Origin of the sequence: Chitinophaga silvisoli, assembly GCF_003412465.1 — a bacterium.
Classification (GTDB): Bacteria; Bacteroidota; Bacteroidia; order Chitinophagales; family Chitinophagaceae; genus Chitinophaga; species Chitinophaga silvisoli.
Map to the genome: position 1 here is coordinate 692,912 of NZ_QTJV01000004.1, position 26,466 is coordinate 719,377.

Here is a 26,466-nt window from a genome sequence, read left to right on the forward strand (position 1 = left end):
TAAGAAGGGCAAAGGATCGATTCGGGAAAAGGATTTACCCAAAAGGGAAAAAGAATGATTATACATTTCGTATTTGATATTTAACCGGCCGCAAGCCCAGCCTCCCAAAAATGACAGTGCTCCTGCCATAGGCAGAAGCACTGTCATCTTGCTTATATACATTACATTTATAACTTCCCAACCAATGCTCTCCACCCTTCAAGTTCAGGGTTCCCCGGCTTCCTCTTCCCAAAAAACTGCGCAATCATTTCTCCCGCATCATCAAACACCTCCACAGAAGTCACCACACCATCTACACTCGGCTTCTCCACCGCCCAGCTCTGCGCTATACTATCCGTTTTCAAATGCAAATTAAAATCAGGATCCATCACATTAATCCACCCCGGGATCTCTACAATCTTTTCCACCTTCCCCGTATGAATCTCAATATTCCCGGGATTCCCCACAAACACCATAATTTCCAATCCACTTGCTGCAGCACTTTCCAGGATCGTCTTCACACTCTCCTTACCAATCCTGCGCGTAAATTTCCCTTCCGCAATCTCCAATGCATACGTTCTCGACACCTTATGCTTCATCAGCAAAGGGAAGAAATCATGCGTATCCTGCAATCCTGCCCATCCTTCCAGGAAAGCCGCTTTATCCGCTTCCTCATTTGCATACACAAGCGCCGGGGGAGCAGGGGCCACAGTAATACGCAACGGCTGTTCATCCGCCATAAACTCCTCCGCCAATATTTCCCATGCCGCACTATCTGTCTGTTCTATTGCGTAAATTTTTACAATCGCATGTCCCTGCGCGTCAAAGATCTGGAAAGAACGCTTGAACCCGGTTGCCGCATCATCCTCCACAGAAAAACCAAATTTCCAGCGACCAAAGAACATACGCAGGTCAATATCTTTTCCTAACACAGTGCCCACATGCCTGCCAGCAGCATCTACCTGCTCAAACAAACCTTTCCTTTCAATCACACAATGTTCATTGCGCGTCAGCACCATCACCTTCCCCAGTTCCGGCATGCGCTCCATAAAGGCCTGGAACTCCGGCTTCAGATGTTGTACAGCCGTACCCGTGCAGGCTGCCACCACTTCTCCTTCACTTACCTGCAATTGTTTAGCCGCATCGCGAATCCTCACTTTCGGATTTTGCGCTCTAAATGCGATCCATTGGTCTCTCAGCGTAGGTGTTACAATTTCATTCATTTTTTTAAAAAACATTTAATGCCTTCTCGGCAGGTGATTGAAATAAACCAGCAGTAGCGGCAGTCACCACCAGCGGATAATTACATTGGGGATGCGACAATACATCTACATCTACCCCAAAACTATTTTTGATATGAGCAGAAGTCAACATCTTCTCCACAGTACCCTGTGTATACAATGCGCCTTCTTTTAATAATAAAATGCGATGAGCAAAAGCTGCCGCCAGCTGAAAGTCATGCAGCACAGCTACCACCAATACCCCGGCAGCAGCCAGTGTAGCAGCCAGTTGTAAAGACAGCTGTTCATGCAGAATATCCATACCTGTCACCGGCTCATCCAGCAACAACATTTTCTTACCGGTATAATCCAGTTCCTGCAATCCCGGCGCTTCCAGCAATTGTGCTAATACCCTCGCCATCTGCACGCGTTGCTTTTGTCCGCCGGATAAAGTGGTATAAGGTCTGTCTTTCAGATCGTATACCTGCATTGTCCGCAATGCACATTGCACAATTCCTTTATCCAGGGTATCCAGCTGCCTGTTATATACATACCTGCCCATAGCTGCAACTTCCTGCACAGAAAATGCCTGGTTGAGTACTACCTGCTGTGACAACACAGCCCTGGTAGTAGCCTGTTGCGCGACAGACATCGTACGCAGGTCTTTCCCTGCTATCCTCACGACTCCCTTGTATGCAGGATATTCACCTGCAATCACATTGAGCAGGCTTGATTTTCCTGCACCATTGGCACCCATGATCACACATAGTTCTCCTGCCGCAGCTTCAAAGGAGATGTCTCTGAGCACAGGCATTTTTCCAAGCGTGAGCGATATATTTTTAATGTGCAACATCATGCGAGTATAATCTTCATTACAATTGGTCTATCTATATCTTTAATGCGCGATGTTTATCATGCGGGGATAATCTTTTTTCATATTCACCAACCAAGCCACCTGCTGCATTCAGCACGCTGATCTATATTACAATCGCCCGCTTCTCCTTCACAATTAACCATATAAAAAACGGAGCCCCGATCACAGCCGTAATAATCCCCACCGGCAATTCTGCAGGAGCAATAATCGTGCGGCACAACAAGTCGGCAATCGTCAGCAACACTGCCCCTGACAACGCAGCACCCGGAATCAATATCCTATAATCCGGCCCGGTAAACTGTCTCACAATATGCGGCACAATCAATCCAATAAACCCAATAATACCAGCCACTGCCACTCCCGCAGCCACAGCCATCGTAGCCAGTATCACCAATTGCACTTTCAGCTGTGACACTTTCACACCGCTATGCATCGCTTCCCTTTCACCCAAGGCTAGCAAATTAATAGCAGGTGCCAACCGCGGCAATAAAATCACCGGTACTAATATAAAAGGCATTACGCCCATCACCGTGGTCCAACTCGCACCTCCCAAACTCCCCAGGGACCAAAACGTAATACTGCGCAACTGTTCATTATTCGCCACATAGGTCATCAATCCTGTCACTGACTCACACAGTGCCCTCACCGCAATACCCGCCAGCAACATCGTTGAAATCACGGCCTGCCCGCCACTACGCGCTACCCTGAAAATAAAGAGCGTCGTAATAACCGCCCCTGTAAAAGCCGCAAAATTGAGTGAATAAAAACTCAGTAAAGGAATGGATTGAAAGACCGGAAATGATCCCTGAATAATGATCATCACCACAGCCGTCATCGATGCACCGGAACTGATTCCAATTAAACCCGGATCAGCCAGTGGATTGCGGAATAACCCCTGCAATGAAGCCCCCGCCACACCTAATCCTGCACCAATTAACACACCTAAAATTACCCGCGGCAAACGGATCATCCACAACACACCTTCCATATTTGCTTCATACCTCACCGGAATATTTATACCTGCCTTGTGCAGCAAAATAGCCAGTACCTGCAGCGGCGACATATGCATCGCACCTGTTCCTGTAGCAATGAGAATGACCAACACCAGCAGGATAGTTAAGCCACCGATGGTACTGATCTTCTTAAAAAGCTTATTCATTCGCTCATCTGTTTAATGATACACAACTCATTCCCTCCCAAAACCCTGATCATTCACCCTCCAAATTTCCAACGCTATTCCCGCTTAAAACACACTGCTACTAACTATTCAATTTGCCCGCCAACTCCTTCACCGCAGTAATCACCCTCGGCCCAAACCCAGTCAGCAAAGCACCATCCATCACCACCACCTTCTTCTCCCTGCCAGCAGTCGTCTGCTGCACACCCTGCACTTTCAGCAATCCATCAATCCCTCCCATACTCTTCAACCCATCATCAAACATCAGGATAATATCAGGATTAGCCGTCACCAACGCCTCCGGTGTCAATGGCTTAAAATCACTAAACCCACTCGCCGCATTCTGCGCCCCTGCCAGCGTAATCATCTTCTCTGTAGGCGTTCCCGTACCAGCTACCAGCATCGTACCCGCACCACGCGCATATATAAACAACACCTTCTTATTAGTCTGCTTTATCTTCAATCCCGCCTGCTCTTTTTCCAGCTGTTTAATCAGCGCAGTACCCTTAGCCGGTACCTGCAGCGCAGCCGCCACCTCAGTAATCAGTTGCTTCGTACCCTCAATAGAAAAATCCTGTTTGAAGATCTGCGTTTTCACACCCACATTCTTAAACTGCGTTATTACAGCCGGCTGCAAAAAATTATCCGTTCCCAGGATCAGGTCCGGGTTCAAAGCCAACACAGGTTCAGCAGAAATATTTCTATTGTGGCCCACCTTAGGCACCTGCTGCATGCTGGCAGGATAAGTACTGGTTACATCCACACCTACAATGTTTTTCTCAAACCCTAATGCAACGACAATTTCAGTAACAGCACCATTCAGGGAAACAATTCTCTTCTGGGCAAAAGTATTCATCGCCACCAGTAAAGCAGCGGTCAGGACGATCAAGCGGTTCATAAAATCTTTAAAATAAGTTGATAGAAAAAAATAATGGTTGACCCTACCCGGGGTTGCGGGCCAACCATCGCTCACCGGGAGCACTTTACTCCGCCATGCTCCGGCAAGGTTTCTTTAATAAATTAATTACTCACTATTTTTTACCGTCAGGACATAGAAAATCCATAAGGATATCCCGTATCCCCTGACAGCAAGTCAAGTCAAAAAATGTTGGTTATCAACCAGCCTGAATGGTATACGGAGAAATACCAAAAAGCTCGGCGATAGGTGGCGGAGTGATAGAGTAATGCAAAGCTATGTCATAGAAATGTAAAGAACTAATCGAATCGGGAAAATTTTATGACAATCTTTACGCAAAAAGAAAAATCATGATGAGTGGTCTAAAACCCATTATGTACGAATCAAAATGCTGCTATTAGAAAAAGTAAAATACCATTACATTCAAAAAAACAAAACTCAATTTCCGGAATCGTTAAACCAAACCCTCAAATCTATTGTTTTAATATTATTACCTGTCACCGGAAAAATTTAAGCCCATGGATTGGGAAGAAACGCTAAATCCACTATCGCCGTACTATCAAAATACTATGCGCGAACAAACACAAATCGTCAATCTGCAGGATGGATTGATAGCTGCAGCTAAACGCCTCATGGCCTCACTCTATCCGCAATTGTATGAATTGGAATCAGCAGGGTACACCGAGCTGGATAGTACCATTATATCAGAATGTGTAAAGCTTTCGTGCCGATTAAATGAAATCGTCTCGAAATACCAGATTGAAAAATAACGGAGTTATTCTACTGTAAACAAAAGCCTTGCCGCATTAACGCCAGCAATAATACCATACCCGTTTTCTACATTGGAATAAGCATTTTCCGGATCAAGGGAAAAGTCCTGCGAATCATTCAATCGCTGGGTGTATGTAGACTGAAAGTACTTCCAGGCAGCTGGAGTCAACGCGCTTAATTCTATGATCATGTGAGAGCTACTTACTTCTTTCTTCGTCTGTAGTACAAACTGTATGGTTTTGCCATTGAAATTCTCATCAGTCATGATAGATTCACTCTTGTAATCATTGGTGATGATATCAGGCAGATCATTATTCAATGCAGGGTCAAGCCTAAAGTGAATAGTATCAGTTTTGTCAATTACCCAATTGCCGTTAGATTCAACAGCAGTGAATATACGTAGACGATAATAATTTATAGTACTTCCATCTTCCTGCAAGGTAAACCGTACCCTGTTGAGGCCACGCTGTGCATAAGCATTACTGATGTGTGCACGCATAGGTGTACTGTCACTACCACTTACCGCCGTAAGGCCCTTATTGGCTACCTGTATAGCGTAATGACTACCTGTTTTTGCGACTGATTGCGATACGAAATATCCATATCCATTTATCAGCTGGTAAGTGGGTGTGGGCAATGTAATGCCATTTTCCTGCAATACCACCGTAGCGGAGTCCAACGGATCAAATGAATATTCGGTTACCTTTTTACTGCCGGTTACACGAATATAGATCAGACTGTCTGGTTGAATCAGACTGTTGACTACTATTTTATCCCCTGCGTATGGAATCTCTATTCTTGATTCCTTTACGCAGGCAGTAAGGATTATGATAGATAAGCAGATGAGTAGTTTTCGCATGGTGTTAAAATTTTGAATCTCCTTCCTGGATGATGAAGACTCACTTCGTTACAATCATCATTTTTAAAACTTAATAGAAAACGTCACACTCGGCAGTATCGGCAGTATACTAATCTCCTGCAGATACCGCTTCTGATTCTGCTTGTCTGTCACTAACGAATACATAAACGGATTCGCATGATTATATACATTAAACAAACTAATTGTCCAGCTCCTGCTCCCCCACGGCTTCGGCTTCGTATGCGTGGCACTCAGGTCCAATCTATGAATCACAGTAGATCTATATTGATTTCTATTACTTAACCGATCCAACACCGGGTAATTGCCCCCTCCATCATACGGCGATGGATCCGATATGCCCTCATAACTTCCTACCGGCAATGTCATAGGCAACCCTGAATTAAAATGCCAGTTAGCCGCCAACTCCCAGCGCTTCCCAACCTGCTGCATCAACATCACCTTAATATCATGTCGTCCATCATAATTATACGGATACGACTGCCCATTATTCACATTCGGAAACCTTCTGTATGACCAGGAAAGCGTATAGCCGATCCATCCTCTCAGTTTACCTTTCTTCTTCTCCAGCATCACCTCTCCACCATAACTCGTTCCCGTACCAGTCTCTACATAATCTTCCCAATCCTTACTCGCAGAATTGAAGATCTTACTATCATCCCTGTACTCGATCACATTCTTCATACTCTTATAATACGCCTCCAGCGAAAGCGCATAACGCTTATCATTCATGGTCTTATTCACCCCCAGAGTAACCTGCCGGGAAAACATCGGCCCCACCTTCTTCGTAGAAGGTACCCACAAATCCATCGGCAGACTCGTATTCGATTCACTCAGCACATGCAGGTACTGGTTCATATGGGTATACCCCAACAAGAAGGTCCAGTGATCCGGCAACTGATACCTCGCCTGCACCCTCGGTTGCAATGAATAGAAAGACTTCCCTTTTACTAAAAATCCTGAACCATGCAAACCTATATTCACTCTCAACGCATCAGTAATTGTCCAGTCATCCTCCGCATATAACAGCACCTCACCCCCCACAGAAGTCGTCTTGTTATAAGACGTATCCAACAAAGTTTTAGACTGTGAATAATCCTCGAATGCCGACACCCCCGGGTTGAATTTGTGTATAATACCACCTGCACCAAACTTGAATATATGATTCGGACCAGGAATAAACTCCGCATCCGTTCTGAACATAATATCCTTCACCATCGAATAGTACTGCCCATACAGGTGAATAGAATCGCTACTCTTAGAAGGCTGGTAATAATAATTGTAATCGATATTGAAATAATACTGTGAATAATTCAATGTCGTATTGACAAACAACTTTGGATTAAAAACATGGTTCCATCTCAACGCAAAAGTTTTATTCCCCCAGTTCAGGCGGGTCACTGTACTCTCTTTAAAAGGGTTCGCAGCAGTGGTACTATCCGCGTTATTTTGCAGTGTAAGTCCGAGGTTATCATTACCAAAATAACTACTAAAATAAAGACGGTCCTTCGGCGAAAAGATGTGATTTATTTTCAGGTTCACATCATGAAATACAAGGTTCACTTTTGTCCCTTCCTCATCTTGAATCCTCTCATTAATACTATTCAAAACAGGTTCCAGGATAGACCTGCGGGCAGATACCACAAAAGAAGTCTTATCTTTCGTAATTGGCCCTTCCACCATTCCCCTTACCGCAATCACACCTGCAGATGCCTCGCCATGATATTCCTTCATATCCCCATCCTTCGTGGATATATCAATTACAGAAGAAAGTCTGCCGGCATACCGCGCAGGAAATCCACCTTTATAAAAATCTGCACTCTTCACAATATCCGGATTGAACACCGAAAACAATCCAAAGAGATGTGATGAATTGAAAACCGGGGAACCATCCAACAAGATCAGGTTCTGGTAAGAACCACCACCTCTCACACTGGTGACAGTTCCCCCATCTACCCCTCCTGATACACCGGGCAAAGTTGCAATCGCACGCATCACATCAGACTCCCCCAATAAGCGGGGCATCGATTTCACATCTGCAGGCGAGACATGGAGAGCACTCATCTGTCGCTTCGATTGTGTGGTGTCAGAAACAGTAAACTCTCTTAAACTATTGGAAGGCTGCAGGCCGACGATGACAAATGATTTCCCTGTTATACACAGTCTTTGTGGATGATAACCGATATAACTGACGCATAGGCTATTGGTATCTTTAGGAATCGTCAGACTGAAAAAACCATATTGGTTCGTAGTCGCTCCCGTCTGCTGGATAGGAGAGTAAATGGTAGCGCCAATGAGCCTTTCTCCATTACGCACATCCTGGACATAGCCACTAATGGTAATGGTAGACGGCTTCTTTACGGTCAGCACAATTTGTTCGCCGATACGGGCGAAGCGGATATCAAAAGGAGAAAAGAGTTCGTTAAGAGCTCTTTTCAGGGGTTTGTCTTGAAAGTTGACTGTTACCCGGCGGGAAAGGTCTACGATTTCTCTGCTATAGGAGAAATGTATGCCGTACTGGGATTCCAGTTGTCCGCAAATAACAGATAGCGGCTGATTGGTTACGGTGACAGTGATCCGGGTATGCCAGTCCCAGCCTAACACCTGCAGAGGAATGAGTAACATTCCAAGCAGCATTCTTCCGAGCAATGACATAATGTGAATTAAAAATGGTGTTAGCTTTTCTGATTGAATAGTTTGGTATCTCTTTGATCAAAATCGCGGGGACTATCTAAAAGAATCGGCCTTTATTGTTCTAATTAAATTGGCTTTCATCTTTTAGATGAAATCGGTTTTTGTTTGTTCAGTTGATTTAGTTTCCGTTTCTGATTGAACCGGTTTTTGTCTTTTTAATTGAATAAACTAACCTTACCTGTTGGAAATAGTTTTTGTCTTTTCAATTGAATAAGCTAACCTTTCCTGGTTGAACCGGTCTTTGTCTTTTCAATTGAATAAACTTCTCTTTCCTGGTTAAATCGGCTTTGTCTTCTCAATTGAATAAGCTAACAATCCCTGATTAAAATAGTTTTGAACCTAACTGATCAAATCGACACTTGTTCCTTCTCATAGAACCAGCTATAACCTTTTTGATTGAAATTTTATTCCTGCCTCCTCAACTCATAACCAGCACCTTTAATAACGACGTTTGCATTCGACAAATATGCGATAGCTTCCAACACATTCTGCACAGGCTCCCCTGTATAAGTTGCAGTCACCGGCAAATCCAGCAATTCAGCATCAGCACTCACATTCACATGATACAACACACTAATGGTCTGCAACACTTCCCGTAAAGGCGTATCCTTAAACACCACTGCCTGCGTAGCCGCATCCTTAATATGTGCACCCACCTGGTAAAATTGCCGACTGCTATCTTCTTCCAGCAACATACCGGCCGTCAGAATCACACTATCCTGCTGCCGGCTTACTTTAATTTTCCCTGAATGAATAAAAACCCGCAACTGTTGGCTGTTATCCACACTAAACCGGGTACCCAGTACAGTAATAGCCTGCTTACCAAGGTCTATAATAAACGGATGGGCAGCATCTGTAGTTACATCAAATTCTGCTTTTCCTTTCAGGATAACCTTGCGATCTTTCTTTCCAAAACCAGACAGCACCTGCAACTGGGCGGCGGGATCCAGCCGGACAATGGAGCCATCTTCCAGTTTGACCAGCTGGGCGCCGTTATAGTTGATTTGCCTTTCACTTTGTCGGGTCATGAACCAGAGGCCTGCGCTGATCAGGAGGCAGACGGAAGCTGCGACTGCCAACCAGCGGGGTGATAGTCCGAAAGGTGATTGGGTTTTAGATTTAGACTTAGAATGAATTTCGGGTTGAGATTGCAATTGGGATGCACTCCCCACTCCTTCTTCCATCCTACTACTCAATAACCTCCACGCCGTCTCCGTATCCATCGCCCCCTGCACCTCCTGTTCAGGTGCTGTACGCAACAACTTATCCAGAGAAGCAAGCAATACCGGGTGCTCAGGATTTGCCTGAAGCCAGGTATCCACCCATTGCTGCTCATTACTATCCGCTTCCTTCAGCAGATACTTGCATAGGAGGGCATATAATGCCTCATCTGGTGTAAGCATAGTCATGTACAGTTAGTAGATTTACAGATTTGCCGGGCAAAAATAAGGATTGCCCGCCTGATAAAGGACGCATGTGGAGAACAGAATCCCCTATTGAAAAAAGAAAAAATTATCGGTGTAATTCGCCATAAACGGCAGTAAAAAGAAGGATGGAGGGGTTAAAAAGGGAATAAAACCTGATTTAGCTTTTGAAATGCATTATAAAAAGCTAATATCTAACAATAGCAAGGTCCGGCCCCGATCCCCTCCAAAAACCTATAAAAACAAAAACATCCCCAGATAATCCCTCAACTCTTTATGCATATGCTTCAGCGCTTTCCCCATTTGATTCTCGACAGTCTTCACCGAAATATTCATCAGCACCGCAATCTCCGCATACTTCAACTGCTGCTGCCTGCTCAGCACAAACACCTCCCTGCACCGCTCCGGCAACTTCTCCAGCGCCTGCTGATACATTTTCTCCAGTTCCCAGGCCTGCGATACCGTCACCGACGGCACCAACTCATAACCCGAAGCCTGTTCCTTCTCATTCCTGACAGTATCCTTCCGCCAGTTACTAATCGCTGTATTCCGGATAGCGGCAAAAAGATAAGACTTCACCATCCCGGTAATATCCACATTCTCCCGTTTCTCCCAAAGCTTCAGGAAAACCTGCTGCACCACCTCTTCCCCCTCATGAACATCGCCGGTATAATGCACGGCAAAAGCCACGCACTGCGCATGGTACTCCTTAAAAATGGCTTCGAATGTGTGGCGGTCTAGCATGTTAACGGTTACAAAAATAGTATTCCGGAATGAAGATCAATGCAATTATAGATAATAAAAGTTTAATTGTGACAACATGTAAATGATAAGGGACTCACTTTTTAAAAGTTCCTTTTACAAATCCCCCACTCCACCCCCACCTCAACAATGACCACGATCCCCTTCCGCATTTCTGGTTTAACATTATCTTTGTGCCCGCATGTATAATTTAATCAAAAAGATATTTTTCCGTTTTCCGCCGGAAAAAATCCACTATCAGGTAATGAAAGGCCTGCAAATATTGCACGGCGTACCAATGGGCAAGCAGATTCTCCATTCATTTTGTATGCCTAAAAAGACCGGGCTGGAACGGACTTTATGGGGCCTGACCTTTAAAAATCCTGTAGGCTTAGCAGCAGGATTCGACAAGGATGCGAAGTATACAGATGAATTGGCCAGTCTCGGATTCGGATTTGTGGAAATTGGCACTGTAACCCCGGTAGCTCAACCGGGTAATGACCAGCCTCGTTTGTTCCGCTTGCCTACCGATAAGGCGCTGATCAACAGGATGGGTTTCAATAATGGAGGCGCTGTGCCTGCAGCAAAACGCCTGCAGAAACGCAAGTCAGACATCATTATTGGAGGAAATATCGGGAAGAACAAAATAACCCCCAATGAAGAAGCAATTAGTGATTATGAAAAGTGCTTTCAGGCCCTCTTCGATGTGGTAGATTATTTTGTAGTAAATGTGAGTTCGCCGAATACACCTAACCTGCGCGCTTTGCAGGAGAAGGAACCATTGAAGCAATTACTGCATCACCTGCAAATGCTGAATGAGCAGAAGGCGAAGCCAAAACCTATTTTATTAAAAATAGCCCCGGATCTGACCGATAGTCAGCTGGATGATATCATAGAAATAGTAACTGAAACGAAGCTGGCAGGACTGGTAGCTACTAATACAACTATCAGCCGGGAAGGCCTGGCAACTCCTGCAAATGAAGTTGAAGCGATTGGCGCAGGTGGATTGAGTGGATTGCCGGTGAAAGAGAAGGCAACAGCCGTAATTCGCTATATTTCCCAGAAAACAAAAGGCAGTATTCCGATTATCGCTGTAGGAGGGATTTTTACGGCCGCAGATGCACAGGAGAAGCTGGATGCAGGGGCGAGCCTGGTACAGGTATATACAGGTTTTATTTATGAAGGCCCGACGATAGCGAAGAAGATTTGTGATGGGTTAAAATAAAGAAATTAAAAAAGGCTGCTCTGTAAAGAGTAGCCTTTTTTAGTATGATGCCCCAGCTCTGGTACGCTGATCCTACGGGAAGCGCGGCGGGGACTGTTAGCACAAATTTACTATTAGCAATCAGACAAAACAAATTTTCACCCATTAAAAAAAGCCTTTTTCAATAATTGATTGCTGCATTATTCTATTGATATTTTCCCACACTTTATATCACCACACAAATCAATTCAAACCCTCCATCATCAATAGTTTTATAATTCCCTACTGCCATAAATCCTCTTCATCCCAATTCTCTAAAAATCCCATCCTCTCCAAATCAATTCCTCTATACTTCACAAACAATTCCATCAGTCTATAACTAAAATCGTTACCCGGACTTGCCGTATGCAATAAGTAGCGAACAATACATAATTGATAATATAATTGCTTGCTCTCTATACTACCTGCAGAAGATATTCCTTTTATCCAGGGCAATTTTACCTCTCCTATTTCCTTGGGCAAAAAGGAAAAAGTTCTATAACAAATTAATGAATGATGTGCACAATAATTTCTTAGTATAGCAACCACTTGAATCCATGACTGCAACCATTTGCCTTGAGGAAGCCCATAAACCTTTGCAATTATTCTCTTCTCCTTAATATCATTCTTAATATTCCTATATATCTTAGACAAGGTACCAAATGATAGTATTGGTAAGGTTTTCCATGCCGGCGGATGTTCAAACCCACTCTTTTTTTTATCATGTAATTTCACGCACTCTTCATCTGATCGATCAAGTTCCCTATCAATCGTCTCAACTACCCCATTCAATCTTCCTTCATCAAAAAATATCATCTTATCTGTAAACCAGTTTGAGCCATAAATCGGACACATCATGTTAATCATGATAGCACGAAAAGAGACTTCTATACGCTCTATAGCATCCAATAGTAGTAATCTTAATTCACGATCAAAATTATATAGCTCAATAACTTGATCGAATGTAGTACCAACAACAAATGCATTACTAATCTTCTCCTTGTGGAAGAATTGCCAATAGTCTGCCAATCTATAATAACCTACATGCGCTAAATAATGATTAGTTACAACACTATCATTTATTTTCAAGCCACGTTGTTGAAGGATTTTAAACTGGTCAGACAATAACGGGAATTGTCTATCAATGGAATTCATATAAAAAAATGCCCCGCCTTGGTACGCTGATCTTACGAGAAGCGCGGCGGGTTCTGTTAACACAAATATACACCCATTCTTTAGACAAAAACAAATTTTTCACACAAAAAAAAGATATTTTCCAATTTTTAACCCAAAAATTAAAAATTGAAAAATATCTTTCTCAAATCAATCCTCTCATTCTCATCTCAAACTCACCCCTCTCACCTTCTCCAAAAACCACACACTCATCTCCCCCTCTCCCCTATTCGCCCAACTATAATAAGGTATCAACGTCACCTTCTCCTCCCTCGTATCCACCACTCCATCCCTTACCTCCACTCTCTTCCCCTCACCCCTCAACACCACCACTCCATTCAACATCCCCTTCTCCATCACCACATCCCACTTATCCCCCAATCCAAACAAATTACTCACCTTCCCCCCATTATCCTTCCACTCCGCACAATACACCAATGGCCCCCTTTGTATCGCCACCTTCCCCTCATCATCCACCAACCTTCCATCCGCAAGCACCTCCTTCACCCGCATCGGCAAACTCACACTCACCACATCCCCCTTCTTCCACATCCTGTTCAACACCGCATACCCCTTCTCCACCCTATAAGGCTGCACCTTCCCATTCACCGCAATCACCGCCGCATCTGCCTTCGTATCCTTAAACCTGTACAAGCCATCCGCTATCGCCTCTCCATTCACCCACCCCGGGATCCTTACCCGCAATTCAAACGCCGTCGCCTTCACCGGATCCAACTTCAATAATATATTCCCCTCCCAGGGATAATCATGCTCCTGCCTGATCACTACATCACTATTCTCTACCTTCAAGGTAGCCGTACTATTTATATACAAATTCACATACACCTTCTTCCCCTCCTGCGCATACATATACCCCGGCACTGACGGCAAAAACCTCACTAAATTCGTCGGACAACATGAACACTCAAACCACCCCGAACGAGACCGCTCCAAACTCCCATGCTTAAAATCATCCCTTACCTCCATCGCATTCGTATAAAAGAATGACTTCCCATCCAAACCTAACCCGGATATCAACCCATTATACATCACCTTCTCCAACAAATCTATATACTTCGCATCCCCATGCAACAAAAACATCCGCTCATTCCAAAACGCATTCCCTATCGCCGCACAAGTCTCATTATAAGCCGTTGCATTCGGCAACTCATAATCCTCCCCAAACCGCTCCCCATCAGGCACCGCACCAATCCCTCCCTGCACATAAATCTTCTTCCCCGTCATATTATCCCAAATCCTGTCTATCGCCGCCAGATAAGCCGTATCCCCATCTATCGCCGCTATATCCGCCATCGCCGCATACAAATACATCGCACGCACCGCATGCCCCTCCGCCTCATCCTGCGCCGTCACAGGCTTGTCATCCTGCCAATACTTCCCATTCTGCCACTCATTCTCACTATCCTTTTTATACCCACGCTTCCCCCTCTCATCTATAAAAAACTTCGCCAACGCCAAATAATCCTTACGACCCGTTATCCGGTACAATTTCACCAACCCCATCTCTACCACCTCATGCCCCGGTGCCACTCCCCGCTTCCCAGGCCCAAACGTCCTCACCAGCAAATCCGCATTCTTCAACGCGATATCCAAAAAATTCCGTTTCCCCGTCGCCAGGTAATGCGCACTCGCCGCCTCAAATAAATGCCCTGAATTATACAACTCATGACTCATCGAATGCTCATTCACCCAACGCTCCGGCCCCGCCCACTCAGGCGGATGCAAAGGATCTATCGTCCGCGCCGTATACAAATACCCATCCGGCTCCTGCGCCTTCGCCACTATCGCTATCAGCGAATCCACATACCTGTCCATCTTCTTATCAGGTGTCACCGCCATCGAAAACGATGCCCCCTCTATCGTCTTATAAATATCCGTATCATCAAAGGTGAACTTCGTACAAAACTTCCCTGAATGCGCGGCCGCCATCTCAAAATTTTTCACCCTACCCGTATTCTCACATCGCGCAAACGATGCCGGAATCGTAACCTGATGATTCACCTGGATACGCGGCAACCAGAAGTTGTCCGACAATTTTACCGCCGTGAAATTCACCGCCTTAATAGGATAATCCGCCTGCTGTGCAGATAAGTTAACTGCATAGAATAGTGATAATGATAAAAATAATCGCTTCATAATCGTGCATGTTTATTATCGAAAGCTGCAATCAAAGAGCCGAAACCCTTTCATTAATAACCTGTATTCTGCTTTAAATTCGCATTCTTATTCAACTCCGTCCGCGGTATCGGGTACAAACTCCTGTACTCACCATTAGGACTATGTGAAAACCAACTCTTCTTCGTAAATACACCAAATCGAATCATATCCTGCCGCCTTCTTCCCTCCTGGCTAAACTCCCATCCCAACTCATCCAGGAATCGACCATACATCACATCACTACCACCCTCAAACGTTGAATCCGTATGATTCCGCAATCCATAATTATAAGTACTTCCCTTCAATAAATCCGCCGCCGTCACCGTCGCCTTTGCAGGATTCGTAGAGAATGAACGCTGACGAACCAATGTCACCAATGCCGCCGCATCTGCCGTCTTCCCCGTACGCAGCAAACTCTCCGCCTTCATCATCAACACATCCGCATACCTGAACAATGGCCAGTCATTACTCAACTGCACCGCCGCCTTCTGCTTGATCTCAAATTTTCCCAGCCTGTATCCATGTACCTCCTCTGATGCATCAATACCCGGCACCGCATTGATATAATTCAAAGGCTGCCCCGTATAAGCCCCCATCGTACACATCAACTCCTCCCCATTTGCACTATACTGCTGCCCCTGGATCCAGTTATCCTTCAAGCGGTCGTCATCCACATCATACGTACTGATAAACTGCGGAATCGCACAAATACCACCCCAGGGCGTTGACTTCAGGTTATACGTCGCCTGGTTCGCCGGCTGCAAGGTCTCCATATGAATATCAAATGCATTCCAGTTCGTCACATACGTCTCATCAAAAGGCAATGCAAAAATGATTTCAGGTGAGTGCTCATTCTCCGTAATAAACACATTCCGCTGCGCCGCCTCCAGGGCAAACCCTACATTCGAATTCATGATCGTATCACACTGCTTTATACACTCCTCCCACGCCGCTGTACCACTATATACCTCCGCATTCAGGTACATCTTCGCCAGCAAAGCATGCGCCGCCCACTGGTTGAACTTCCCATACGTTGTACCATCATTCTTTGCACTCAGCAAAGGCAGGTAAGTATTCACCTCGTTCACAATAAAATCGTATACCTCTTTCCGTGTATTTTGCGTAGGCAGGTAACCTGAAGGCACATTAAACTGTGTCACCAACGGCACATTGCCATAAAAATCACACAACACATAATAATAAGATGCCCGCAATACATGCAGTTCGGCTAAGGTAGCCCGCTTTGCCACCGAATCAGAGATCGGTATAATACCTGATTCCAGCTGGTAAATCACCCGGTTACAATTCGTAATCCCCGCATATGCACGTCCCCATGTCTGTACCACTATATCATCATCCGCCGTCCAGGTATGCTCATGTATACGCAGGTAAATCCCGCCATCTACCCAGCCATTCGGCCTTGCAGGTATCACCACCTCATCCCCCGATACTTCCTGCGCACGGAATAAACCATTCCAGTCATTCAGCACATAACGCCAGTTCACATACGCAGCCCCTACCAAACCTGCCAGATCCTCCGCACCCGGATCAAACTGGCTGTCAATAATCTTATTATAACTGGTATCTTTTAACTTGGTACAGGCCATTGCAAACAGCACTGCTATCCATATATATCTTTTCATTGCTTTTGGTTTTAAAAATTCAGATTCACACCCACAGTAAATGTTCTTACAGCAGGATACTTATCCCTGTCATCTACACCAGGAGCCAGTCCCAGCCTGTTTACCTCCGGATCAATACCCTTGTAACCAGTCAGGGTCAAAGTATTCAGGGTAGATGCATATACCCTCGCCCCATGGATGTACTTACTCTGAATGCGATTGAAATTATAGCCTAAAGTGATGTTGTCTACCTTCCAGAAATCACCGTTTTCCACATAGTTACTATTGAACTCCAGTGGCATATCCGTACTCAGTACTGCCTTACCCATTACCTTGTCATAAGCCGATTTCAAACGGTTGTACTGCTGCAAGCCGGTGTTTTCATAATACATACGCTGCACATTCAGGATCTGGTATTTGAATGCACCACGCATCGTAATATTCAAATCAAAATTCTTATAGCGAAAAGTGTTATTCCATCCACCATAATACCTTGGCAAACCATTTCCCAACACTCTCTTGTCTTCAAACGCATGCTGGTAATCTGCATAGGCCTGCGGCTTGCCATCACGCCCCTCATAAATCCACTTCCCGTCACTGGAGATATCCACCACCTTGAAACCATAGAAGTCACCAATATTACGCCCCACCCTTACAATGTTTGTAAACGACTGGATCGGTTCCCCTGTACTACCTGTCGTAATATAATCCACACTCGCCTGGTACAGTTCATTGCTCAGCGTGATCAGCTTATTGGTATTCGTAGAGAACATCAGACTGGTACTCCACTCAAAATCATTCGTCTTCACCGGGATGATATTCACCATCACCTCCAGCCCTTTATTCTCCATCTTCCCCACATTCGCACGGGTGCTATTGTACAAATTAGGCGGACTCGGTACCGCATAGTCATACAGCAAACCATTGATTCTCCTGATATAATAATCCACATTACCACTCACCCGGCCATTGAACAAGGTATAGTCGATCCCAAAGTTGGATTCATGCTTCTCTTCCCAACGCAGCTTATCATTCGGATTCTGTGAAGGACCCAGCGTTTGAATCCACACCCCATTGTTATACACATAATCGCCATAACTCAGGATCCCCACACCTAAGAACAAGTCTGTCGGCTGTGTACCTGTTACACCATAACCCGCACGCAGCTTCAGGTCCGTCAGCCAACTGATGCGCTTCATAAAAGGCTCATTGCTCAGTCTCCAACCCAATGACACCGCAGGGAAATTACCCCATGGCTGCTTCGTACCGTACAACTGGCTCGCCGCCTCATGTCTCAGTGAAGCCAGCAATAAATACTTATCATCATAACTATAAGTAGCCCGGCCAAAGAAACCAATCAGGTTTGTTTCTGACTTCTCACTGTACTGCACTGCCAGCCCTTGTTTCAGTGCATAGCCGATTCCAATGTCATTGTAAGAAAAACGGTCAGTAGGAAAATCCCAGTTCTGCATATACTGGTTCCTGTAATCGGTTTCCTGATAACTGTATCCACCCATTACACTAAACTTATGCTTAGCAATATTCTTATTATACTGTGCTGTCAGCTCCATCAATCTTTGCACATTCTGTAAAGAACCTACAGAAGCATAGCCGTTCCTGCCATCCCGCAGGGTGGAAATATGTTGCTTGGTTTCTGAATAACCACGCTCTTCATTATAACGTGTATAAGAAAACAGTGCAGACAATTTCAGTCCCTCCACCGGCAGCAAGGTAATCGTACTATTCATGCGCGTATTCTGAGAAGTGTTCTGACCATTGCTCTCATATAGCCTGGACAATGGATTCTCATAGTTGAACAAACCTGTCTGCTCAAACCACTTGCCGGTAGAATCATAAATCGGGGATGTAGGGTTGCGGATCAGCGCCTGCCTATACGTATAGCCATTGAAGCTATAACCATCACCGGTAGTAGTAAACTTATTATTAGAATTCAACAAACCTACATTAATGCGCAGCTTATCGTCCAGCATACTGTGATTGATATCGATCCTGCCTGTGAATGTATTATTATCAGACTTCTTCATGATCCCTTCCAATGCTCTGTAGTTCACATTCGCGAGGTAATTCGTCCTACTGTTACCACCCCTGAATGTCAGGTTATGCACATGTGTAACTGGAGTTTGTGAAATCTCCTTTTGCCAGTCAGTATTCGCTCCCAGGTCCCAGGATTTATCACGGGTACCTTCTGCAATCTGCCTGCGATAATCTTCAGCCGTCAGCATCTCCAACTTACGGGCAACCGTCTGCGTACCCACATACCCACTATAATCTACTGAATTGGTATACGCACCACTTGGTCTGCGTGTAGTCACGATGATTACACCATTTGTACCACGGGTACCATAGATCGCCGCAGCAGAACCATCCTTCAGTACATCCATAGATTCAATATCCTCAGGCGCTACTGTTTTCAGGTCACCGGGAATACCATCTATCAGTACCAGCGGACTACTATTCGCCCCTAACAAAGTCGTATTCCCTCTCAGCAATATCTGTGAACCACTGGTAGGGTCTCCACTGGGTGCAGACACCGTCAGACCCGCTACCTTTCCCTGCAATAACTGGCCCGCATCCAGTACATTCCCCTTCACAAAGTTTTCAGACTTCACAGTAGCAACAGAACTGGTCAGGTCACCTTTGCGCTGACTACCATAACCAATGACCACCACATCCTGCAGGGAGTTCTCACTCAATGCAAGCCGGATCGTGAGTTGACTCATACCTTTCACAGGTACTTCCTGTGTCTTATAGCCGACATAACTTACCAGCAGTGTATCATTTTCAGATGTACTATTCAGCGTGAAAATACCTTTCTCGTTAGAGATGGTACCTGCATGAGAACCTTTGATAGAGATACTCACCCCCGGCAATGGCTCACCTTTCTCATCAGTGATCACACCTGAAACAGGTTTTGCTGCAACAGCTGGTGCTGATTTCTTAATAATGATGTAATGTCCATCCTGCACATAAGCCAGCTCATTGGGTCCAAGTACAGCATCCAGGATCTCTTTGAGAGAGCGTTCTTTGTCTTCCAGCGAAGGCACAGCCGTTTGCTGCGCCACACTACCGTCTACAATAAAAAGCAACTCAGTATGACGTTCGATCTGTTTCAACACCTTATCCAGTTTGGTATCACGGATACTCAGGTGTAGCCTGATGGCGCTCAGATCCTGCCCGCGGCTATCCCGGGCGACCAATAGCAGCGTCGTTGTACATAAAACCAATATGACCAGGAACAGGATGCGCATGATCTTAAATAACAGTTGAAAACGTTCGTATAAGGGAATAGGAACCCCGCTTAAAATACCGCAGTATTTCATATCTTTAATTGCATTTTGTATGATGTAATAGAAGTACAATGCCGTAGCGCTAAGGCATCTGAAGTTTGCAGACCGTGGATGCTGAAAGCGCTATGTTCTTTCTATCATGAAGAATCACCGGCAGGCATGCTGATAAATTTCATAACGGGAATATTTAATCAATAAAAAAACTATCCTTAATTATTACAGCCATTACCTGAAATAGTTACCGCTCGCTGGTCGTCACTAATGCTAAATGTGGAATTGTTAATCTTACACAACATGGATAAAATGAATGGCAGATTGGCTGCCTGGTCAAAACTCGCCAGGAAAGTGCAGTGCGCAAGTGCCGGATTGTCAAAGTGAATAGCTACACCATACTTCCGGCTTAAGCGATGGGCGACTTCTTCAAAAGTTTCATTGTTTACTTCAAAGCTGCCGTCTATCCAGGCTTTATATACGACTGCGTTTACTTGTTTTTCTCTGATCGCTCCTGTGATTGGTTCCAGCGCGATTTGTTTGTTGGCCGTCAGCACTTTCAATTGCTGATGCTGATCCTGTACCTGTACTTTGCCGGTGGCTACGGTGATGAGGACTTTCGGATCATTTTTGTAAGCTTTAATGTTGAAAGATGTTCCTAATACAGTGGCAATGCAGGGACCGGCTTTGACGACGAAAGGGCGGCCGGCAGCCTGCCTGATATTGAAGAAGGCTTCGCCTTCCAACGTAACTTCTCTCTTATTGTCAGTTTCCCTGTACGTTAATTTACTGTCAGCATTGAGCCATACCTCGGAACTATCCGGCAGCAACAGGCGGTTCTGGTGTTCCCTGGGTACATATACAGCCATCTGTCTTACAGGCCTGTTATTGTAATAATAGTACCCGGCACTTATCAATAACATCACAGCTGCAGCCACCCCTACCCATTTAAAAGGCTTTCTGCGCCTCCCGGTATCAATACCCTGCCTGATCCGCTCACCCATCTTCACATCCGGTACCGGCGCAAGCATAGCTTCCTGCTCATGATACCACTCCTGCAGGCGCTGAACTTCAGCAGGTGTAGCAGTACCATTCAGCCATTTTTCAGCTAGTTCCTGGATGTTTTCTTTAGACATGGGAATTGCCCTTTTATATGTAGAGTATCTTTTTAAAGACTTACCCTTGCCCTTTTCAAAAAAAATCTGAATTAATAGTAATGACTCATGTTGCATTTCAGTCCCATAAAATGGCTGAATCATTACGTTAATCCTTCATTTAGCCAACAAAACTCCTACATAAATAAAGTAGTATACAAAGTACCCAGTTTCAAACGCACTGTTTTCAGTGCCCGGGTCAGGTGCCCCTCAGCAGTTTTAACTGAAATATTAAATGACTGGGCCGATTCAGAGAGAGAATGATCTTTTAATTTATTATCTGCAAATACAAGACGACTCTTTTCAGGAAGTTCTGCAGCAATGATATCCACAAGTTGTAATAGTAAACGGGCATTCACTATCGCCTCTATATCCGGTGCCGATTGCGTCATAGCAGCCATCTCCTGCATACGGGTACGAATCGTCTCCTGGCGGGCATGATAATGAAATATTGCGTAACGGGTGATTGCGAAGAGATAACTTTTCAGCGTAGTGATTTCAATGGTATGCCGCTTCTCCCAAAGAATAATAAACGTATCCTGTACAATTTCTTCTGCTATCTCCTTCGAGGGAAGTCGCTTGAAAGCCACACGAAACAGCAGCTCCCAGTAACGGGAGTATACTTCATTAAAAGCCGGAATAGAATCCGCTTTTATCAAATTCCATAAATCGGAATCCTGATGAAGATGCGCATTTTTCACGTGGTACTTATAAAGTATATATTATAAGTGTGTAATCTACAATTATTTTTTCTTTTAAACAACATTCACAGCCCGATCGTTTACAGCTGTTTATCCTGCATTCACCGCATTCATCATCGTCACACCCACTACACCTGCTGTCTCCGTACGCAGTCTGGTTTCACCCAGCGATACTGGTTTAAAACCCTTGCCCAATGCCAGCGAAATTTCCTCAGGCGTAAAATCTCCTTCCGGTCCAATCAGTAGCAGGGAATCTTTCCCTTTTTCCATCGCCTGCCAGAGATGTTGCTTTTGTTCTGGCAGACAATGTGCAATAAATAATTGTTCTGCAGGCGCTTCGGCTACCAGCTTATCAAAACTCACCGGTGCCGCCAGATCCGGCAGGTAATATTGCTGGGATTGCAACATAGCAGCTACGAGAATGTTCTCCAGCCTGTCCGCCCGGAATTTTTCCTTTTCAGAACGATGACTGATCAGGGGGATAATGGATTGTATACCAATTTCTGTGGCCTTCTCCAGGAACCACTCGATACGTGAAGTATTCTTTGTAAACGCAATCGCTATTCTTACAGGTGCCACCACAGCCGGCATCAGGGTATATTGGGAGATGCTGAGCACACATTTCTTCCGGTTATCGTCCGTGATCACGGCCTGGTACCGTCCTCCCCTTCCATCCGTCAATACTACCTCGTCCCCCGCCGTATGGCGCAATACCATGATGCAATACTTGGAACCAGGTTCATCCATTGTATAAGTGGCTGCACCAGGCAGCAGTTCTTTTGCGTAAAACATGGGTGCAAAGCTATCTAATTGCTACGAGAAAATGATTCCGGCTCCTGTGAATGGCTGGTCATCCTTACGCCCCCTCAATTCTTAAGTCGTAATCCGCCCACTAAATGACGTACTAGCCCCTCACAAATTATTGCGAACAATTCTATGTTTGCAATTGTAAATTATATCATCATGAAAGCGACTAAAATCATCTACTGGGTTACGACCATCATTTTCTTCCTCTTTGAAGGTGTCATGCCTGCCATTTACGGCAATTCCGCCCTTGCCAAAGAAGGCTTTGCTCATCTGGGCTATCCCGAATATTTCAGAATATTACTCACCATCTTTAAGATAAGCGGTGCCCTGGTCTTAATCCTCCCTTTCTTCAAAGGCAGGATCAAAGAATGGGCCTATGCAGGCTTTACCTTCAACCTGATCAGCGCAGCTGTATCCCATGCTGCTGTCGACGGCCTGTCAAACGGACAAACATTTTTCCCTGTTGTAGTCATGTTAATTTTAGCCATCAGCTATTTCACCTACCATAGAATATATGGCGTACCTTCAAGGCATTAAAAAATTAAAATGCCACGAAAGACAACCATTGTCCTATTGTTAGCATGCCTGTCTGCCAGCGTACACGCACAAACGACCGCTCTCCGGAAAACGATCGATTCTATTGTCACTCATTCCAAAGCACATATCGGCGTTTCCGCCCTGCTGCTGGAAACCGGGGACACCCTTAGCTACCGGGGCAATGATCACTATCCGATGCAAAGCGTGTATAAGTTCCCTATTTCCTTCGCTATCCTGCATCAGGTAGACCTTGGGAAATATAAACCGGATCAGAAAATCACCATCACCAGCGATGACATCATGCCACTAGGCCATAGCCCTATACGCGAAGCGCATCCACATGGTGGCGTAGACATGACCATCAGGGAGATATCCAGGTACAACATCCAGGAAAGCGACGGCACCGCCTGCGATGTACTGCTCCGTTTATTGGGCGGTACGAAAAAGACAAATGCCTATATCAGGAGTCTGGGTGTAACAGGTATCAACATCGCCACCACCGAAAAGGAACAACAGCAGGATGATACCACCCAATACCACAACTGGGCAACGCCTATAGCCATCACGCAATTGTACAAAGTCTTCTTAAGGAATAACGTGTTATCCAAACAATCATACGATATTCTCTGGAAAGACCTGGCCGAATCCCATCCCGGTGCCAAACGCATCAAAGGACTACTGCCCCCCGGTACAGTTGTTGCGCACAAAACAGGTACATCCGGTACACATAATGGATTTACTGCAGCCACAAATGACTCCGGTATTATTATCTTACCCAATGGAAAACACCTGATCCTGACAATATTTGTTTCCGATTCTAAAGGAAGCGAGGCCGAAAGAGAAGGATGGATAGCACAAATTTCTAAAGCCGTATATGATCATTTTAAATGAAGGTGAATTTTTAGGGGTCAATGAACGCACCAGCGTACAACATGACCTGATCCTCAGCAAGACAGCACACCTGTATGGCGGGACGGAACCTCATGCCCATAAAAATGACTATTTCAGTATCCTCCTAAGCGGGGAATATCTTGAAAACTTCAGGAATGAATCTATACTGATCAAACCGGGAGACATTGTGTATAGAAGACGGGATCATATCCACAGGAATGAATTCGTCACCGATACCGTCTCCTGCATCAATATTGAAATCTCTCATACGGAAAATGAAAATTTCTTCCTGTATACCAAAGAGAACAAAGGCTATTTCTACCAACTGATTGTAGACTTCTTATTAAATAAATCCTTTGCAGCAGATCCCGGTTTCTTCGTAGACCAGCCATTGCCGGAACCTAATAAAAACCTCACATGGCTTATACAGATCATCGGGATCCTGCATGCAGAGAAAGCATCCTTTCATTCACCCCATTCCCTCGCACAAAGAGTCTTTGTCCACCCCAATTACCTGGCCCGCGCCTTCAAAGAAAAAACCGGGGAAACCATCGGTACCTACCAGTTAAAAATCAAACTGAATCACGCGGTTCAACAGCTCTTAAATACCCCAAAAAGCATCTCCGATATCAGCTTTGACAATGGCTTCTATGATGATGCCCACTTTATCCGGTCCTTTAAAAAGGCCTTTCACATCTCCCCCCTGCAATTCCGTAAACTGCTGAAAAGTTAATTTCATACAATTTTAAAAAACACGACTGCACTTGTTTTGTATAAAAAAACGATGCGGTTTATCCTCTTCATACTATTTCTCCCGCTTTGCACCTTTGCCCAGTCCGACTCCAGCCGGTTTTATAGCCTGTGCTTAGATGCCAACGTATCCAGGGCCATGCAATACGTACCCGAACGACTCGCTCCTGAATTTGAACAACGCTTCAGATATGCAAACGACCAGTCTGATTACCTGCTAAAACATAGCTCCGGCATCGATTCATTACTGTTCATCTTTCACCGCTACTGGCGGAAAGCATTACTCGATAGCACTAAAAACTATGATGGAGAACTGGCAAAGGAACTATGCCATTTTTTCAATGTTGCTGATACAATACCTGTTGATTCTCTGAATGCACCATTCAATGCCTATATCAAATCCAAAAACTATTATGCGACTGATGGTATCGGTAAGGTAGGTAAACTCTACGACCTGCTGGTATGGCGGCGACAGACAGATACCACCTACTCCTTTCATCTCAACAAAGAGCACCTGAAGGTACGGGTCGTACTTATGCAGCAATTTATATCCCTGGGCTGGGAAGAATACGCCTCTTTAGGCAAGTTTTACCCCGGTGGCTGGGCACTGAAGGATGCCCTGTATTGTGTATCCGATGCCTACGACAAAAAGAGTGAGAAATTCCTCGTGAGCTACCTCGCACACGAAGGCCGGCACCTGAAAGACTATGCATTATTCCCCGGTATCGAAGGCAAGGACCTGGAATACAGGGCAAAACTCACCGAACTAAGTATGGTCAACAATATGATGTATTCACTGATCAATTTCTTTATCAAAAACTCCAATAAGAACAGTGTAAACGACCACCCGCTCGCCAATTACAATGTAATGAGCGCCCTATCCAAACACTTTTTCCACAAGGAGTTTGAAGATGATCTCAGCCAATGGAAAAAACTACCAGTAAAGCAAATTAATAAAGCAGCCTATCACTTGCTCAAGGCAAATACAAAAGCTATGCGGAATTTATATAAACAGCAGCAGCATGATAAAGCGTGACAACAGGCACCTCCCTTACAGGATAAATTTGCCCGGTTGAAATGACAATCATTTCAACCGGACCATATTCTTTTCTTAAAATAATCTCTATATCAGGTACCGAAAGCCTTTCTTTCAGCAAACCTTTCGCCCGGCCTACCATCTTTCGGTAAATGCGGACATCCTTTATCTCTAAGTCCCTATACACCCGCGCTGCCAAAGGCGAAGCAATCTTCATCCTCCCTGCATCCTCCATCAATGGTATAAACGCCGGGTCCTGCTTCACCCTCTTTGCAGACAAAGAACTTTTCACACGCAGCATGAACCTCCCGCTCTTCATAGGAGCGATGGTCAAACCCTGCTTCGTGCGTTGCCTGAAAGGCCGTTCTCCGTGTATAATCATACTATGAATATAACGCTTTC

Annotated in this window: 22 protein-coding genes; 6 read left to right on the plus strand and 16 right to left on the minus strand. The window is 44.9% G+C overall.

The window, feature by feature from the left end:
- Window positions 1–167: 167 nt before the first annotated feature.
- The 4 genes from DXN04_RS14865 to DXN04_RS14880 form a co-directional block, all read right to left on the minus strand.
- Window positions 168–1,202, minus strand: a complete 1,035-nt coding sequence (locus DXN04_RS14865) for a hemin-degrading factor (RefSeq protein ID WP_116854332.1) — start codon at window positions 1,200–1,202, stop codon at window positions 168–170.
- Between the two features lie 4 nt (window positions 1,203–1,206).
- Window positions 1,207–2,055, minus strand: coding sequence for an ATP-binding cassette domain-containing protein (locus DXN04_RS14870; RefSeq protein ID WP_116854134.1), 849 nt, complete (start codon window positions 2,053–2,055; stop codon window positions 1,207–1,209).
- 121 nt (window positions 2,056–2,176) lie between these two features.
- Complete coding sequence (locus DXN04_RS14875) at window positions 2,177–3,232, minus strand: FecCD family ABC transporter permease (protein ID WP_116854135.1); 1,056 nt, start codon at window positions 3,230–3,232, stop codon at window positions 2,177–2,179.
- 100 nt (window positions 3,233–3,332) lie between these two features.
- On the minus strand, window positions 3,333–4,148 hold the full coding sequence (locus DXN04_RS14880) for a heme/hemin ABC transporter substrate-binding protein (RefSeq protein ID WP_116854136.1): 816 nt from the start codon (window positions 4,146–4,148) through the stop codon (window positions 3,333–3,335).
- A gap of 587 nt (window positions 4,149–4,735) precedes the next feature.
- Here DXN04_RS14880 and DXN04_RS14885 point away from each other — a divergent pair.
- On the plus strand, window positions 4,736–4,936 hold the full coding sequence (locus DXN04_RS14885) for a hypothetical protein (RefSeq protein ID WP_146965176.1): 201 nt from the start codon (window positions 4,736–4,738) through the stop codon (window positions 4,934–4,936).
- A 5-nt stretch (window positions 4,937–4,941) separates the two neighbouring features.
- On the opposite strand, the gene DXN04_RS14890 is transcribed toward DXN04_RS14885, so the two are convergent.
- The 4 genes from DXN04_RS14890 to DXN04_RS14905 all read right to left on the minus strand — a co-directional run bounded on the left by DXN04_RS14890 (window position 4,942) and on the right by DXN04_RS14905 (window position 10,676).
- Window positions 4,942–5,796 carry a DUF4249 domain-containing protein gene (locus DXN04_RS14890; RefSeq protein ID WP_116854138.1) on the minus strand — a complete coding sequence of 285 codons (855 nt, stop codon included), beginning with the start codon at window positions 5,794–5,796 and terminating at the stop codon, window positions 4,942–4,944.
- Between the two features lie 63 nt (window positions 5,797–5,859).
- Window positions 5,860–8,469: a carboxypeptidase-like regulatory domain-containing protein gene (locus tag DXN04_RS14895; protein WP_116854139.1), complete on the minus strand. Its 2,610-nt coding sequence runs from the start codon at window positions 8,467–8,469 to the stop codon at window positions 5,860–5,862.
- 443 nt (window positions 8,470–8,912) lie between these two features.
- Window positions 8,913–9,911, minus strand: a complete 999-nt coding sequence (locus DXN04_RS14900) for a FecR family protein (RefSeq protein WP_158569027.1) — start codon at window positions 9,909–9,911, stop codon at window positions 8,913–8,915.
- A gap of 255 nt (window positions 9,912–10,166) precedes the next feature.
- Window positions 10,167–10,676 carry an RNA polymerase sigma-70 factor gene (locus DXN04_RS14905; RefSeq protein ID WP_116854141.1) on the minus strand — a complete coding sequence of 170 codons (510 nt, stop codon included), beginning with the start codon at window positions 10,674–10,676 and terminating at the stop codon, window positions 10,167–10,169.
- Window positions 10,677–10,875: 199 nt separating this feature from the next.
- Here DXN04_RS14905 and DXN04_RS14910 point away from each other — a divergent pair, with 199 nt between their 5' ends.
- Complete coding sequence (locus DXN04_RS14910) at window positions 10,876–11,898, plus strand: quinone-dependent dihydroorotate dehydrogenase (RefSeq protein ID WP_116854142.1); 1,023 nt, start codon at window positions 10,876–10,878, stop codon at window positions 11,896–11,898.
- A 261-nt stretch (window positions 11,899–12,159) separates the two neighbouring features.
- Here DXN04_RS14910 and DXN04_RS14915 read toward each other — a convergent pair whose 3' ends face one another.
- From DXN04_RS14915 to DXN04_RS14945, 7 genes are all read right to left on the minus strand, one after another.
- On the minus strand, window positions 12,160–13,071 hold the full coding sequence (locus DXN04_RS14915; RefSeq protein WP_147319934.1) for an Abi family protein: 912 nt from the start codon (window positions 13,069–13,071) through the stop codon (window positions 12,160–12,162).
- Window positions 13,072–13,254: 183 nt separating this feature from the next.
- Window positions 13,255–15,246 (minus strand): glycoside hydrolase family 127 protein, encoded by a 1,992-nt coding sequence (locus tag DXN04_RS14920; protein WP_116854144.1) that lies wholly within the window; start codon window positions 15,244–15,246, stop codon window positions 13,255–13,257.
- Window positions 15,247–15,299: 53 nt separating this feature from the next.
- Entirely contained in the window at window positions 15,300–16,910 is a 1,611-nt protein-coding gene (locus tag DXN04_RS14925; RefSeq protein WP_116854145.1) for a RagB/SusD family nutrient uptake outer membrane protein, read from the minus strand.
- 11 nt (window positions 16,911–16,921) lie between these two features.
- Window positions 16,922–20,230 (minus strand): SusC/RagA family TonB-linked outer membrane protein, encoded by a 3,309-nt coding sequence (locus DXN04_RS14930; RefSeq protein WP_116854146.1) that lies wholly within the window; start codon window positions 20,228–20,230, stop codon window positions 16,922–16,924.
- A gap of 176 nt (window positions 20,231–20,406) precedes the next feature.
- Entirely contained in the window at window positions 20,407–21,324 is a 918-nt protein-coding gene (locus DXN04_RS14935) for a FecR family protein (RefSeq protein WP_158569028.1), read from the minus strand.
- 155 nt (window positions 21,325–21,479) lie between these two features.
- Window positions 21,480–22,001 (minus strand): sigma-70 family RNA polymerase sigma factor, encoded by a 522-nt coding sequence (locus tag DXN04_RS14940; RefSeq protein ID WP_158569029.1) that lies wholly within the window; start codon window positions 21,999–22,001, stop codon window positions 21,480–21,482.
- 132 nt (window positions 22,002–22,133) lie between these two features.
- Complete coding sequence (locus DXN04_RS14945) at window positions 22,134–22,835, minus strand: RsmE family RNA methyltransferase (protein ID WP_116854149.1); 702 nt, start codon at window positions 22,833–22,835, stop codon at window positions 22,134–22,136.
- Between the two features lie 171 nt (window positions 22,836–23,006).
- Here DXN04_RS14945 and DXN04_RS14950 point away from each other — a divergent pair, with 171 nt between their 5' ends.
- The 4 genes from DXN04_RS14950 to DXN04_RS14965 are packed head-to-tail and all read left to right on the plus strand — an operon-like array spanning window position 23,007 to window position 26,064.
- Entirely contained in the window at window positions 23,007–23,387 is a 381-nt protein-coding gene (locus DXN04_RS14950) for a DoxX family protein (RefSeq protein WP_116854333.1), read from the plus strand.
- Between the two features lie 9 nt (window positions 23,388–23,396).
- The gene (bla, locus tag DXN04_RS14955) at window positions 23,397–24,278 is read left to right on the plus strand and encodes a class A beta-lactamase (RefSeq protein WP_116854150.1); all 882 of its coding nucleotides are present in this window, start codon (window positions 23,397–23,399) and stop codon (window positions 24,276–24,278) included.
- Complete coding sequence (locus DXN04_RS14960) at window positions 24,262–25,011, plus strand: helix-turn-helix transcriptional regulator (protein ID WP_116854151.1); 750 nt, start codon at window positions 24,262–24,264, stop codon at window positions 25,009–25,011. The genes bla and DXN04_RS14960 overlap by 17 nt, the downstream gene beginning before the upstream one ends.
- Window positions 25,012–25,062: 51 nt before the next feature.
- Complete coding sequence (locus tag DXN04_RS14965) at window positions 25,063–26,064, plus strand: hypothetical protein (protein ID WP_116854152.1); 1,002 nt, start codon at window positions 25,063–25,065, stop codon at window positions 26,062–26,064.
- On the opposite strand, the gene DXN04_RS14970 is transcribed toward DXN04_RS14965, so the two are convergent.
- The gene (locus tag DXN04_RS14970) at window positions 26,021–26,446 is read right to left on the minus strand and encodes a hypothetical protein (protein ID WP_116854153.1); all 426 of its coding nucleotides are present in this window, start codon (window positions 26,444–26,446) and stop codon (window positions 26,021–26,023) included. The genes DXN04_RS14965 and DXN04_RS14970 overlap by 44 nt on opposite strands.
- Window positions 26,447–26,466: the final 20 nt, after the last annotated feature.